This is a genomic window from Nostoc sp. DSM 114160 (assembly GCF_053470305.1).
This window is the reverse complement of record NZ_JBPFGO010000003.1, coordinates 745,739-759,519: the sequence shown is the minus strand read 5'-3', so window position 1 is coordinate 759,519 and position 13,781 is coordinate 745,739. Positions and strand designations below refer to the sequence as shown.

Genomic DNA, 13,781 nt, shown 5'->3' with positions numbered 1-13,781 from the left:
TTGCTATATATAGGACTCGTATTTGATTGCGTGAAAAAAACTTAGTAGACTTTTATTCCTTGTTCCCTGTTCCCTGTTCCCTGTTCCCTGTTCTCTGTTCCCTCCCTACGCAAATAATTTCTCCGAATCAAAGCGGATTTCTATATATTGCGTAGCTGTGACTCGTCGTAAACATCGCACTCGTATAGTAATTCACCCTGATGAAAAGCTTCTTCAATTTGTCAATGCCGACGGTATAAATCAACCAGGATCGCAGAGGTGAAGACAGAAGTAATATCAGAATAGTTAGTTTTTCCAACCTCCATCTCTATTAATTACTTTTATTTTTTGCTTCCAAATAAAACTCAAACTAAGCTCTAGATATTGATAAATCGGAGAAATAATTTATATTAAATATATGGCAATTTCAAGTTTTAATTTTACTTAAAAAATTAGTAACAGGAAAAAATCTCATAAAAATTGCTAGTGCACTCATAATGCCATGAGATAATTTTTGGCATTAAAATTGTCTATTTTGTATTCATCATTTTTTATTTAGGATATAAAACTATGTCTCTTTTCTCCCCTGATGGTCGGACAAAAGTTAGCAACACGACAACTTCTCCATTTAGTGCTATAGGAAAGATGAGAATACATTGGAAAGGCCCAGATGGGGTTATTGATACTGCTGATGATATTATCATCAACGGTTCTGGTGCCATGATTGATTCCTACCACTTTTTAACAGCAGGACACTGTGTATATGATACGAGATATGGAGGTTGGGCAGATAAAATTGAGGTGATGCTTGGTTCTAAAGGAAATATCATTGCTGGTACAAACCGCGCTGATTATGAATATTATAGTGAAGCTAAATCTGTTTATACACGTTCTTTTGATGGATGGACTCAAGGAGATCAAACTAAAAGCGAAACTTTTCAATACGATATAGGATTGGTTACTCTTGACCGCAATATTGGAAACTTTACTGGCTGGTTTAACTATGGATATGACGATAATCTCAGCAGTGGAACTTTAGTGAATGTCACTGGATACCCATCTGATAAATTTGATTCCAATAGCGATGGGAAATTTGACAACTATGATATGTGGACTCAAAGTGGAAAAATCACAAGTACAACTGACTCGATCTTGCGTAGTAATGAGCTAGATATCCTACCTGGAAATAGTGGAGGCCCTCTCTGGCTTAATAATTCCAACACAAATAAACCAACTATTTATGGAGTAGCTTCAAATGAGACAACCAGCAACAAAACTCCGCTTTACAACGAATTCGCCCGAATTACAAGCACTCGATATAATGAGATTCAAAACTGGATCGACCAAGACAATAGCGCGCGCCAACCCACTGACAAAGCTGATTTAGTAGATTCTGATGTGTGGTTTAACACCACTCTTGGAAGTTTTAATAATAAAACTATCAAATATGGGGAAAATTTCAGCATCACGGTCTATCCTCGCAACAATGGTACAGCCGCGACAGGCACTTTCTCGGTTTCTTTTTATGCTTCCACTGATGCCAATATCACTGATAATATTGGTTCTCATTACTTAATTGGTAATACAACTATTTCTTCGATTAATCCATTCAATTCGGGAACAGCGACTTGGAGTGGTGCGTTTCCGAATATCCCAATTGGAAATTACTATGTTATTTCATTTCTAGATCCAACTAATTCAATCCCAGAGTTTGATGAAAGTCTAACCAGCAACCAAAAGGTATTTAGAACTTTACTCACTGTTGCCAATAATACGCCTACTTCGCCAGATATGACCGTTTCATCAACCGTTAGCTCCCCTTTATCAGCCAATGAAGAAAATCTCACTTTCACAGATGCAGATGATATTAATGGGACTGGTAATACTAGTAATAACAATCTAAATGGTGGAAATGGCAATGATATCCTTATAGGGGGAAGTGGTAATGATACTTTCGTTGGAGGTTTAGGTAACGATACCCTAACCGGAGGAACTGGATCTGATGTTTTTACTATTAATACCGCTTCTGAGGGTATTGATAACATTACAGATTTTTCGCCCTTAGATGACACAATTCATGTTTCTCAAATCGGGTTTGGAGGTGGACTTAGTGAGGGTATACTTCAAGCCACGCAATTTTTTATCGGTTCAGTAGCAGAAGATAGTAGCGATCGCTTTATCTACAACAATAATACAGGGGGTTTATTCTTTGATGCTGATGGTACAGGCTCATCTAGTCAAATCCAAGTTGCTCAACTAGCAATAGGTCTAGCTATGACTAATACAAATATTTTCGTGATTGCCTAAATAATCTAGAACTTATACCAGTTCAATTAATGATTGCAACACATCCTTGGGTAAAGACGCGATGAATCGCGTCTCTACAAATGGTCTATTTGCCGCATTATTTTTTAAATTGCTATAACCCCTTAAAAACATAGCTTTTAAGGAGTTTAGATGATACTTATGCGTAAGTCCTAACTTTATCTGTGCAAGGCTTAGGGACTGACAAATAAAAAAATATACAACTTTTCTTGTGGGGTGGGCGTCTCGCCCGCCCTATGGACTGGGCGGGCAGGATGCCCACCCCACAATATTGGATAATTGATTTCTTGGAATTCCCTTAACTAATGCCAAACATTGACTCGACAGTTGACTTAATCGAATCCCGCGCATCTTTCAAACTTTGGCTAATGGGATGTTTTGCCTGCAAAAATGCGCGCGCACAATTGCGTCCCGGCATTCCGGAAATTGAACCACCTGGATGAGTCCCTGCACCAGTCAAAAATAGATTATCAATTGGCGTTTTGTAGTTCGCTATTTCTGGCAAGGGACGGAAAAATACCATCTGATCTAGGGTCATGTCAACATGGTAATAATTCCCTTTGTACGCACCTAATCTTTCTCCTAGTTCGGCTGGACTTTCTACCCGACGGGCAATAGTTGCATTCTTGACATTAGGTGCATAGTCTGCCAATTTATCAATCACCCGATCTGCAACTTTGTTTTTCAATTCATCCGTCCAACCAGTACCTTTTAAACCAGTGCCTTCTGCACCAGCAATTTGATAAGGAGCAAAGTACTCAATCCATAGAGTGTGCTTACCTGCTGGTGCTAATGTGGGATCTAAATAACTAGGCATCACCACATACATTGATGGGTTAGCATCAGGAATCTCTCCCAAGGTACATTTACTATGAGCCTCTTCTACATGAGCCACAGAATCAGCAATCAAAATAGAACCGACAAGATATTCATCTTTGTGGGCGTGGTGGGGAAAATGGAGTGGTTCGTCTAAAGCCAAATCTATTTTGAGGATGGTTTCGTTGTTGTTAACGATGCGGCGTTCCAATCTTTCCCATAAATTTGGGTCGGCTCCATCAACATCGCTTTTATCTGTCATTTGTAAGAACAACCGCTTGGCATCAATATTAGAAATAACCCCGTATTTAGCGCGATATTCTTTTCCACCAGCAACCCGCACACCTACAGCTTTGCCATCATCAATTAAAACTTTTTCAACGTGCTGATCTGTGAGAATAACGCCACCTTTACTTGTGACTAAATTCACCAAAGCTTGCACAAGTGCGCCAGTTCCACCGCGAGGTCTGGCCATCCCCGGATTATGACGCATTGCCATCATAATTGCACCAATGGCAAGGGTTTTTTGTGATGGCGGCGCACCAAGTTCTGATGCTAGTCTGGCTAGTGGCGCTTTCAGAAATTCTTCATCAAACCATTCGTTAAGTAAATCCTCAGCGCTGGTCAACATCGTGCGAATAAAGTCCAGCGTTTTGTTTGGAGAACCAATAACAGAAAATAAATCTTTCAGTTTGGTAACGTCGTAGTTACCAAGAATGTCTATAACTGATTTTGGCGGTGCATTAAACATAGGAATCATTGCACCTAGCGATCGCTGCCAAAAGTCTACAAATTCTGCGTATTTTTTGGCATCACGTTGGTTGTAACGGGCGATTTCTGCACAAGTCTTTTCCACTGACTTATGTCCTAAAAAATACTTCCCATCAGGATGAGGACAGAAAACAACTGGATCGCACTGCAAATAATGCAAGCCATATTTTTCTAGTTCTAATTCTTCAACAACTGGCCCTAAATGAATAAATTCATGGTCAATCGCACACAAATTGAATTTAAATCCAGGAGCTTCTTGCGGTAAGCATTCTTCAGTTGTTGCTGCGCCACCTGGTACAGAACGCTTTTCTAGTAACAGAACGCTATAACCAGCTTTTAGCAAATAAGCTGCGCAAACTAGTCCATTATGTCCAGCACCGATCAGCACAACATCATACTCTTGCATAGTTGGAAATTAGAAATAAGTAGCTTTCTAAAATATTAGAAAATTTTTATTACATTGACATCATCCCTCAGTAACAAAAATTATTTTTAACTCGTGTCAATCCTACTAAGGAGATATTAAACTTGACGATGGGGGTATTTGCTTTACTTGAACTTCTAACATAAGTATTAAAGTACCTTTTTGTATTTCTACATTTTTGATAGAAAAAGCTATCTCTTCCCATTTAAAGGATGGTATATTCATCAGTTCTTTAGCTTTCTGCATCAATGCTGTAGTTAATTCTATTGAAATCCCCTCTCCCTCAGTGCAGTTAAAGGCCTCCAGCATAGCGGGTTGTGAATGAGTTCGTGGGCGAGCGATCGCAGTGTAAGCTAAAGGGCGAGTATTTCCCATTTCCTTTAACTGCACCTTTCCTTTAAATTCTAGTTTGCCATCACCAGGTAAAAATATCTGAATTTCTTCTGGCTCAAAACTGACAATTTCTCCATCTACATTCAACTCAAAGTTTTGCATCTGGCTACGAACAAACTCTGAGGTCAAGGCGCGGTTAATATCTACTTGTGTGAGTATAACCCTAGCAATAGTATTGATTGGCTCATTGAGTTCTATTTGACCAAAAAGAGCGCTAAAGGGATTGATAGCAATACTATCTGTTTGCAGTTTTATTTCCTGTACGCGAATGTCTTCTTTAATAACTAATCCTTGACCTGCAACTGCAACTCCATCCGCCTGTCCTTGAAGGATTTTTAACAGATCGGTTTTTACATCTATTGCTATTTCTTCTACTTCATCTAGCTGATTGGATACTTGTTTTTCAGCTTCTTGGGATAGAAATTCTTCTTCTAACCGATGCTCATTAGGCATGAATTACTAATTCTCATAAATAATGTCCTCTTCCTATTTACTGTAAAGGCTAGATCCTAACAAGCGGCTCTATATTACGATATATGCAAATGGGAAGATTGAGTAATTAAGTAGAAAGTATTGTTTGTTTTTTGAGTTTTGCTTTTTTAGTAACAACCATTTTTACACCGCCGCTAGGGACAATTGTAATGCCACGACGGACGGGATGCACAGGACGTTTATCAGTAAGGCTTAATTCAAAACGGGATAATATTATGGCTGTTACTAATTTTAGTTCGTACATGGAAAAGGCTGCACCAATACAACCGCGATAACCTCCACCAAAGGGTAAATATTCGTAAGGTGAAAATTTTTGATTGAGGAATCTTTCTGGCCGAAACTGTTCTGATTCTGGGTAAGTCTCGGCTCGGCGATGTGCTAAATAAATACAGGGAACTAAAACTGTTTCTGATGTAAATTTATGCCCCATAATTTCCACTCTATCTTTTACCATTCGCGGCGTGCAAATTAAAGCAATAGGGTGAATTCGCAGTGTTTCTTGACAGACGGCGGTGAGATAAGGTAATTGGGCAATTGTTTCAGGATTTGTGAGATTGTTTAAGGTATTTAGTTCTTGCATTAGCCGATGTTTAACCTTTGGGTGAGAGTGAATTAAATAAAATATCCAGGCTAATACACCAGATGTAGTTTCGTAACCCAATAGCAATAATGAAACTAGTTGATCGCGTAATTCCTCATCTGTCATTTGTTGCCCATTTACGTCATACGCTGACATCAGCAGACTGAGAATATCTGTACGCGCAGGATCATTTTGCCAACGTCTTTCAGAAATTTCGGCATAGATGAGTTTGTCAATTTGCTCTCGTCTTTTTAAGAAAATTCCCCAAGGACTCCATGCGCCTAAATCTTTTTGCAGCGAAGGAAAGAAAAACAAGCTGGAATACCAAGGTTTAGTTACGTCTTCTAATAAAGAACTCAATTGTTCTTTTAATTGTTGGTAACGCGCACCATGAGTAATCCCAAATACCACTTGTAAGATAATTTCTAAAGTGATATTTGACATTAATTTGTGTATACAAATATTTGTACCTGATGTCCAATTTTGTGTAATCTCTTCAGTTATTTGACAAATTGCTTGTCCATAAGATTTTAAATTATCGCCATGAAATGCTGGGAGTAATAGCTGCCGTTGTTGTTGGTGCGATCGCGCCTCTTGAAATACAATAGAATTCTCACCAAACAAGGGTTTAAATACATGGGTTGCTTTTTGAAAATCTAATTTTTGTGCAGGTATGGCAAAACAATCGCTAATTGCTTGCGGATGGCTAAAAAATACTATCGGTGGCGACTTTAAACCCATTACCTTTACTGTAAAAATATCACCATACTTAGCAGCATTATTTTCTAAAAACTTTGTTGGTTCAGCAATTAATTGCAGAGTTTGTAGCAACGCTGGTGTGCTGAGATTCTCAAATAGTTTCATTGTTTATTGAATACTTTTAGGATTTAACAAGGCGCAAATAATTCAATCCGCTTAGGTTAAGGTTTAATTCTACCTAACACTCCTTAAAAAAGATGCAATTAGAGCCAGCTTTTTTAATATTTTCAGGGGATAGTCGGGAGTTAGTTACCACTAAGTGAACCGTAGTGTTAATTAATCACCATTAGTTTGACAAAATTAATAATAATATTTTTTATGATTTTTTAAATGCATTTACAAAAAAAACTTACTCAATTATTTTGGGATACACATATTAAATTTACGTCTTTTGATGATATTAAAATGCCTTATCTTGGTGTATTGTCTCACTATTAAAATTCATTCTTTTTACAGTTGTAATATATTAAAATCCCTTATAGTCCTCTTTTAAAGAGGACTATAGGGGATTGTTTAAAAGCATTGAAAATCTATCTAAATGTATAGATGATTGAAAGTTTGCTGAACGCAACCATTAAACCTCGCAGCATCAAACAGAGGTTGTCTGGAGGATGGAAGACTTCACCTGACGTTGACTCGTGACAACCATCTCAATGGGACGATCTGGCCCTGTCACTAAACCACGGCGTTTAGGTCGCACTTCACCATTATTAACTAGTTCTAATTCCTTACTAGAAAGGATTTGAGCAAGTGCTAGCTTCATTTCCAACTGGGCGAATGCTAGCCCAATACAGCGCCTAGCACCACTGCCAAAGGGCAAGTATTCATAAGCAGAAAATTGTCGTTCTAAAAAGCGTTCTGGCTTAAACTGCTTAGGTTCTGGATAAATATCTTCCCGTTGGTGGGTCAAATAAATAGAACCAAGTAAGACTGTACCCGGTTCTAGTTCGTAACCGCCTAGCGATATCGATGTTCTGACTACCCTTGGCAAAGTTAGTATCGCTACTGGATAAATCCGCAATGTCTCGGAACAGACAGCGTTGAGATAAGGTAACTTGAAAACGGTGCCAGGATCTGGGTTATCGCCCAAGCTATCTAATTCTTGCAGTAGCTTTTGGCGCACTGATGGTAGTTTGTGAATCCAGTATAATGCCCATGCCAAAGCTGTCGCTGTGGTTTCGTGACCAGCGACTAACAGAGTCATCAATTCATCGCGCAACTCTTCATCGGTCATGGGTTGACCGGCTTCATCTCTAGCAGCCATGAGTAAGCTAAGAATATCCGTGCGTGATGAATCTGGTTGTTCTCGACGTTCCCGAATTTCCTCGTAGATGAGTTTGTCAGCTTCTTGCTGAAGGCGCATCTGATTTCCCCAGAAGTTAATCGGGCCAAAATCTCTTTGTAAAGCTGGAAAATAAAGCAAAGCTATACTTAAGCGAGAACTGGCCTTTTCTAAAAGATCGCCCAAAAAATGCTGTAGTTTTTCGGCGCGAGGCCCTTCATACAGACCAAATACAGCTTGCATAATCACCCGCAGGGTAATAGCTTGAGTTGCAGACCGGATATTAAAGGGTTTACCTATTTGGTATTGGTTAATAACTTGCTTGGTGACATCGGTAATCACCTGGCTATAGTTCCGCATTCTTTCGCCATGAAATGGAGGCATTAACAACTGACGTTGGCGCTGGTGTTCTGCGCCGCTGATGGTAATTACAGAATGCTTGCCCAGCAACGGTTCAAACAGCTGATTCACATCGCCAGGTGCTTCCAATTCTTTGGTATCAGTTGTCAAAATTTGCTGTTGCGCTTGGGGGTTGCTGACCATCACCAAAGGAGGCAGATTTTTGTCTAATCGGAGAGTAAATATCTCGCCATAGGTTTTGGCACAATCCTCCATAAATGACATCGGATTAACAACCCAGCGCAGCACCTGTACAACTGCTGGAGTTTGCGGGCCATTTGGGAATTTCATAAATTTTTTTCCGATTAAATATTTTTTGCTACTTCAACTAATTGAAATTTTGATTGCCTGACCATTTAAAGTATTTATTCTAACGTTGCAAAAAAGCAATAAACTGTTACAACCTCGAAGATGTAAAATTTTGGTTAAATTCAACGAGCATCTACAGTTTCACTTCATCGTCAAAAGGTACTCAGCATGACTGCAATCTCCCCAAAGGCATCTTCAGCGCTTCCCAATTTTTCGGAAGGGATTCAATATTTTGGTGAAGCCTTACCAGATTTTGAAACTTATGGTGCAACTCCTGCTATTGAGTCGGGCAAAATCGCGATCGCATCGACTACAGATAAAGCAGCCGTATATCAAACTTTACTAGCTGCCGATGCCCTGCGCTACCTAACTTTACAAGTTACCGGTAGTAAGGCTTCTGGGCATCCCGGCGGATTCGCTAGCCAAGCAGAAGCTTACGCATCTCTTGTCATGCTGGGATACAAGAATATTATTACCGAAGTCGGACACCACGCCCCCGGATTTTATAGTGCCATGTTCTTGGATCGTTCGCTAGAGGACATGGGAATTTTTACAGTCCAACAATTGCGCGATCGCTTTCGAGAAAAGCACGGACTTTTAGGACACCTTTCCGGTTTCATTCCCGGTATTCTCGCACCGGCTGGGCCATTAGGACAAGGGCAACACTTTGCAATGGCGGCTGCACTCCTGCACAAAGATAAGTTGTTCCCTTTTACAGTTGGGGATGGGGGATTGGGTGAGCCTTATATTGTTAGTGCGATCGCGCATTTTCATACAGCTTATCCTACTGTCACCAACTTCTTGCCGATATTAGTGTGGAACGGTTACAGCCAAGAACATCACAGCATGGTTTCCCTGAAAACCAACCCAGAGATGCAAGCATATTGGCAAGGTAACGGTTTTGATGAAGTCATATTAGTTGATGCCAAAGATTTTGACGATCGAGATCAACCAGGGGATTACGTTGATAGTACTGCCTTTTCCTTTGAGAAGCGCCTAGAATTTACTCAAGCAGTACTTTCTGGTGTAGATAAAGCAGCGCGTTCTGCACTGGGCGGCAAACTTACCGTTTTTATTATTAAACAACTCAAAGGTGCAGGAGTCCACGCGCGGGGTGCGAAATCTCACAACTTATATCCTAAAGATACGCTGGATGCGCCGCATATTGTTAATGCATTGCAAACCCGTGCTTTGTCAGCCCAAGCTTGGCAATTAGTCAGAACAAATGCCGAACGCGCCGGTGGTGGGCCAGCAGCAAAAACTGTGGTGACAGAATTTGAATTTCCATTGCCAGAATTAGGCGAATTACCTTTAGAAGAATATGCAGTCGGTGGCGAACCAAAAGTTTCCACAACTGCAATGGGACGATTGGTAGGAATAGTGGGAAATAAAGATCGGAATTTCCTTGTCACCAACGCCGATGGTAATGAAGCATCAGGAATTGCTAACATCAACCAAGCATTAAAGATTATCCATCCCACAACCGACGACTTATATAACCAAGCACCAAATGGACAAGTTTATGAACCATTGAGTGAAGATGCTTGTGCTGGTTTAGCTGCGGGTTTAGCATTAATGGGTGCGAGAAGTTTGTGGTGTTCTTACGAATCTTTTGCCATCAACGGATTACCAATTTGGCAAACTGTGACTCAAGCAATGGCAGAATTACGCCGTCCTACACCCTCGACTATTACTTTATTCACAGCAGGCGCATTAGAGCAAGGACGCAACGGTTGGACTCACCAACGTCCAGAAATTGAAGCTTACTTTGCTTCGTTGATGCGAAATGGAAATGTTTTCCCATTATTTCCGCCTGATGCTAATAGTATTCAAGTCTGTTATGACTGGGCATTGAAAACTAAGAATAAGGGAATTGTAATTACAGCCAGTAAATCGCCGTTGCAAATTCGTACAACTTTAGAACAAACTCGTCAAGGGTTGCGCGATGGTGCAGTGTCATTACATGAAATTGCTGGCGATAAACAAGTTGTATTTGCTGTAATTGGCGATATGACATTAATGCCAGTATTTGAAGCTGCTGCTTTTTTGGAAACTGAAGGTATTGGTGCGAAGATTGTTTCTGTTATTAACCCCAGACGTTTGTATCGTCCCCACGATACCGCATGGGATATCTGTTCCGAACCTGATGGCGATTTCTTAGATGATGCGAAATTTGCCGAATTATTTGATGGCGATGCCTTAATTGCGGTTACTGGTGGTGCTGCGTCGATGCTAGAACCGATTCTATTGCGGAGTACAGCCAAGCGCGACACCTTCGCTTGGAAGCGTGGCGAGACTACAGCTAGTGCTGGCGAGTTGATGGCGTTTAATGGATTGACTGCTGAAGCGTTGACGAAACGTGCGATCGCTTTAGTGCATTAAATGATGTTGCATAAATGCAGGATAATTTTATTGAATTTTCCTTTGCGTTTCATCCCTAGATTCAGCAACGCCCATTAAATAAAGCTGGAATTGCTTCTACTTTTATCGCATTTATACGTATATAAACGCTGAAATTGCGTCGGAATGCGTATATTTGCGTTTTTTTATTGAAAAGAACTTAGCAGATAGGAAAAATGGGAGTAGATTTGCTGAAATTCTTTAACAAAAGCTGGTTTTGGAGTCGCAAAAGCTAGTTTTGAAGTCACAAAAGCTGGTTTTGGAGTCACAAAAGTTAGTTTTGAAGTCGCAAAAGCTGGTTTTGAAGTCGCAAAAGCTAGTTTTGAAGTCGCAAAAGCTAGTTTTGAAGTCACAAAAGTTAGTTTACGAGTCAGAAACTTAGTTTACAAGTCGCAAAACTTGATTTTTGAGCTAGGACGAAAGGTGATATTTTTATCTGGAAGCGTGGGGAATGTCGAGACTTGAGGAAAAGTGCGATCGAGTTAGCTCATTAAGCTGGATTTTGTAAGTAGAAAAGTCTGAACTTTAACCCAAAATACACGCAGATAGATGCCATAGATTAGCATTTTAAGACGTATATCTACGGTTATTTTTATCATTTTAATTTATTAGTATATATAAAAATTAATTAACAATAAATTATATGCTTAATGAAACAGCTAAAAAGCTCGTGGATGAAATTACAAAAAATTTGGCAGCAAGCAAAGAATGTATATCTTCTTCTTTTGGAGAATTGTTAAGTTTATTAATTGATAAATTACAGCTATCTCAAGACAAAAAATTCGTATTTGTTTTACTAGGCAAAACAGGTGTTGGTAAATCTAGTACTGTTAATTCATTACTGAATCAGGAAATTGCTCCTGTAGGCAAATATGATGCTACAACAATGGAAGTTCAGGAATACGAGCATGAAATAAATGGTGTTAAATGTTCAATAATTGATACACCTGGATTGTGTGATGATATCCCAGAAAAAGGAAATAACCAAAAGTATATAGAATTAATTCAAAATCAAGTCAAGCAAATAGATTTACTTTGGTTTGTAACTCGTCTTGATGACGCAAGAGTTGGTGAAGATGAAAAAAAAGGTATACAAATTATTTCAGAAGCATTTACACCAAAAGTTTGGGAACATTCTGTAATTATTTTTACACGTGCTAATAAAGCTGACGACTATTTAGATGAATTACGGGAAAGAACTAAGCGTATTAGAGATGAAATTGCAAAACATACAGGTAATGAAATTGCAAATAAAATCCCCTCAGTTGCTGTAGATAATAAAAGCCAAACAACACCAGATGGCAAAAGATGGTTAGAAGAATTGTATACGCAAGTATTTATAACAATGTCTGAAAGAGGTGCTATACCTTTTTTGATGGCAACCGCTCCTAGAATAAATAAAACACAATCTAATAAAACTAATACAGATCCCAACTGGACTTTTTATAATCAATCCAAATTTACAAATGAAGACAAAGAAGATAAGAATAATGAATTTAATGCTAATGATTTTATATTTAATGGCATACAAAAAGAATTAATTAAGAAAAAACTTATAGAGGTTATTCCAGCTTTAGCAGCTGCGGGTGCAAGTGCTGGAGCAGTAGTTGGTGGGCCAATCGGTGCTGCAATTGGTGGTATAGTAGGCGCTGCTGTAGGAAGTATTTTTTATTTTTTTAGCTAAAACTAAATAACAAGATAAAGCTATCTTTATATTTAGTAATACACATTGCCTCATGACGAGCTAATATTCTTACCTTGTGTATAATAATTTTCTTAATACTGATTTTCTCTAGCCTCTGGTATCAAGTAATATATTTTAAAATTTAAAATATTATTTGGCTGTATGCCATTCTAAATTAGATTATCAGACGCGATTGCTTGAAAAGCAGTCTATAATAAGGTCATACTGAAAACTTTCCTCAATCTTAGAAGTTAATTATGCTTATAAAATTTGAAGAAATATATAGAGATATTGATACTTTACCAGAAGAAGCTCAAATCTTACTACTTGATTTTATTCAGTTACTCAAAAAGCGTTATCCTCAATCAGAATCAGAAAATCATAGTCAGGAAAAAAGTCTCTATGAAAAGTTTGATGAAATTGGATCAATTGGTTGTTGTTCTGTTGACGAAAATTTATCAACAAACTATAAAGAAGTTTTATCTAGTACATTAGATAATAAATACGATCGTCGTTGATACAGGATTTTGGTTAGCTCTTATTGATTGATAAAAAAGACACCTACCACGAAAGAGCAAAACAAGCCTTAAAACAATATAATGAACCTTTAATTACAACATGGTGTGTTGTCACATAAACCTGTTATCTTTTGCTAACTCGCAAGGGAATTGACGCTGAAATTATATTTATAAATAGTCTACAAGAAGAATTATTTACGATTTTTAATTTAGAACTTCACCATAGTGCTCGAATTATTGAATTAATGAAAAAATATGCTGATCTTCCAATGGATTTGGCTGATGCTTCCCTGGTAATTTTAGCAGAACATTTAGGGCATGGACGCATTTTTTCAGTAGATCAGCGTGACTTTAATACCTATCGCTGGAAGCAAAGTTATCCTTTTGAAAGTCTCCTATTTTGAAGTAATTATAAATTTATCAGCCGCGATCGCACAATTTCTTTTCTCCCAATGGGATGAAATTGTAGTTGTAGTTGTAGTTGTAGGTTGGGTTGAGGAACGAAACCCAACATTCCCGTCTCTGTTGGGTTTCACTAAAATTCAACCCAACCTACAGTTAATATTTCCGTACTACGCTTTAAAACCTGCAAAGGAGGAAAAACTGTTTAACAACATTCTACGGGTTTAAGTCCCTGGCTTCCTCTCATC

General features: G+C 38.7%; 11 protein-coding genes. 6 read left to right on the top strand and 5 right to left on the bottom strand.

Annotated features, from left to right (window positions below; translation table 11 throughout):
• Positions 1–549: 549 nt before the first annotated feature.
• Complete coding sequence (locus NSTCB13_RS28465; RefSeq protein ID WP_448274603.1) at positions 550–2,286, top strand: trypsin-like serine protease; 1,737 nt, start codon at positions 550–552, stop codon at positions 2,284–2,286.
• Positions 2,287–2,602: 316 nt separating this feature from the next.
• Here the strand turns inward: NSTCB13_RS28465 and crtO are convergent, their stop codons facing one another.
• The 4 genes from crtO to NSTCB13_RS28445 all read right to left on the bottom strand — a co-directional run bounded on the left by crtO (position 2,603) and on the right by NSTCB13_RS28445 (position 8,511).
• On the bottom strand, positions 2,603–4,297 hold the full coding sequence (gene crtO / locus NSTCB13_RS28460; protein ID WP_448274602.1) for a beta-carotene ketolase CrtO: 1,695 nt from the start codon (positions 4,295–4,297) through the stop codon (positions 2,603–2,605).
• Positions 4,298–4,402: 105 nt separating this feature from the next.
• On the bottom strand, positions 4,403–5,161 hold the full coding sequence (locus NSTCB13_RS28455) for an LmeA family phospholipid-binding protein (RefSeq protein WP_448274601.1): 759 nt from the start codon (positions 5,159–5,161) through the stop codon (positions 4,403–4,405).
• 106 nt (positions 5,162–5,267) lie between these two features.
• Positions 5,268–6,644, bottom strand: a complete 1,377-nt coding sequence (locus NSTCB13_RS28450) for a cytochrome P450 (RefSeq protein ID WP_448274600.1) — start codon at positions 6,642–6,644, stop codon at positions 5,268–5,270.
• Between the two features lie 484 nt (positions 6,645–7,128).
• Positions 7,129–8,511: a cytochrome P450 gene (locus NSTCB13_RS28445; protein ID WP_448274599.1), complete on the bottom strand. Its 1,383-nt coding sequence runs from the start codon at positions 8,509–8,511 to the stop codon at positions 7,129–7,131.
• Positions 8,512–8,697: 186 nt separating this feature from the next.
• Here NSTCB13_RS28445 and NSTCB13_RS28440 point away from each other — a divergent pair, with 186 nt between their 5' ends.
• Positions 8,698–10,911 (top strand): phosphoketolase family protein, encoded by a 2,214-nt coding sequence (locus NSTCB13_RS28440; RefSeq protein WP_448274598.1) that lies wholly within the window; start codon positions 8,698–8,700, stop codon positions 10,909–10,911.
• A 164-nt stretch (positions 10,912–11,075) separates the two neighbouring features.
• Here the strand turns inward: NSTCB13_RS28440 and NSTCB13_RS28435 are convergent, their stop codons facing one another.
• Entirely contained in the window at positions 11,076–11,282 is a 207-nt protein-coding gene (locus tag NSTCB13_RS28435; RefSeq protein ID WP_448274597.1) for a hypothetical protein, read from the bottom strand.
• A 290-nt stretch (positions 11,283–11,572) separates the two neighbouring features.
• Here NSTCB13_RS28435 and NSTCB13_RS28430 point away from each other — a divergent pair, with 290 nt between their 5' ends.
• From NSTCB13_RS28430 to NSTCB13_RS28415, 4 genes are all read left to right on the top strand, one after another.
• A complete protein-coding gene (locus NSTCB13_RS28430) occupies positions 11,573–12,613 on the top strand; it encodes a GTPase (RefSeq protein WP_448274596.1) in 1,041 nt (346 codons plus the stop codon).
• A gap of 257 nt (positions 12,614–12,870) precedes the next feature.
• Complete coding sequence (locus tag NSTCB13_RS28425; RefSeq protein WP_448274595.1) at positions 12,871–13,131, top strand: DUF2281 domain-containing protein; 261 nt, start codon at positions 12,871–12,873, stop codon at positions 13,129–13,131.
• 131 nt (positions 13,132–13,262) lie between these two features.
• Complete coding sequence (locus tag NSTCB13_RS28420) at positions 13,263–13,535, top strand: type II toxin-antitoxin system VapC family toxin (RefSeq protein WP_448274594.1); 273 nt, start codon at positions 13,263–13,265, stop codon at positions 13,533–13,535.
• Entirely contained in the window at positions 13,516–13,761 is a 246-nt protein-coding gene (locus NSTCB13_RS28415) for a hypothetical protein (protein WP_448274593.1), read from the top strand. Before NSTCB13_RS28420 ends, NSTCB13_RS28415 begins: the two co-directional genes overlap by 20 nt.
• Positions 13,762–13,781: the final 20 nt, after the last annotated feature.

Coding starts and splice junctions, on each gene's coding strand:
- NSTCB13_RS28450 (WP_448274600.1), bottom strand. CDS start 6,644: ATGAAACTATTTGAGAATCTCAGCACACCAGCGTTGCTACAAACTCTG.
- NSTCB13_RS28455 (WP_448274601.1), bottom strand. CDS start 5,161: ATGCCTAATGAGCATCGGTTAGAAGAAGAATTTCTATCCCAAGAAGCT.
- NSTCB13_RS28430 (WP_448274596.1), top strand. CDS start 11,573: ATGCTTAATGAAACAGCTAAAAAGCTCGTGGATGAAATTACAAAAAAT.
- NSTCB13_RS28440 (WP_448274598.1), top strand. CDS start 8,698: ATGACTGCAATCTCCCCAAAGGCATCTTCAGCGCTTCCCAATTTTTCG.
- NSTCB13_RS28425 (WP_448274595.1), top strand. CDS start 12,871: ATGCTTATAAAATTTGAAGAAATATATAGAGATATTGATACTTTACCA.
- crtO (WP_448274602.1), bottom strand. CDS start 4,297: ATGCAAGAGTATGATGTTGTGCTGATCGGTGCTGGACATAATGGACTA.
- NSTCB13_RS28465 (WP_448274603.1), top strand. CDS start 550: ATGTCTCTTTTCTCCCCTGATGGTCGGACAAAAGTTAGCAACACGACA.
- NSTCB13_RS28445 (WP_448274599.1), bottom strand. CDS start 8,511: ATGAAATTCCCAAATGGCCCGCAAACTCCAGCAGTTGTACAGGTGCTG.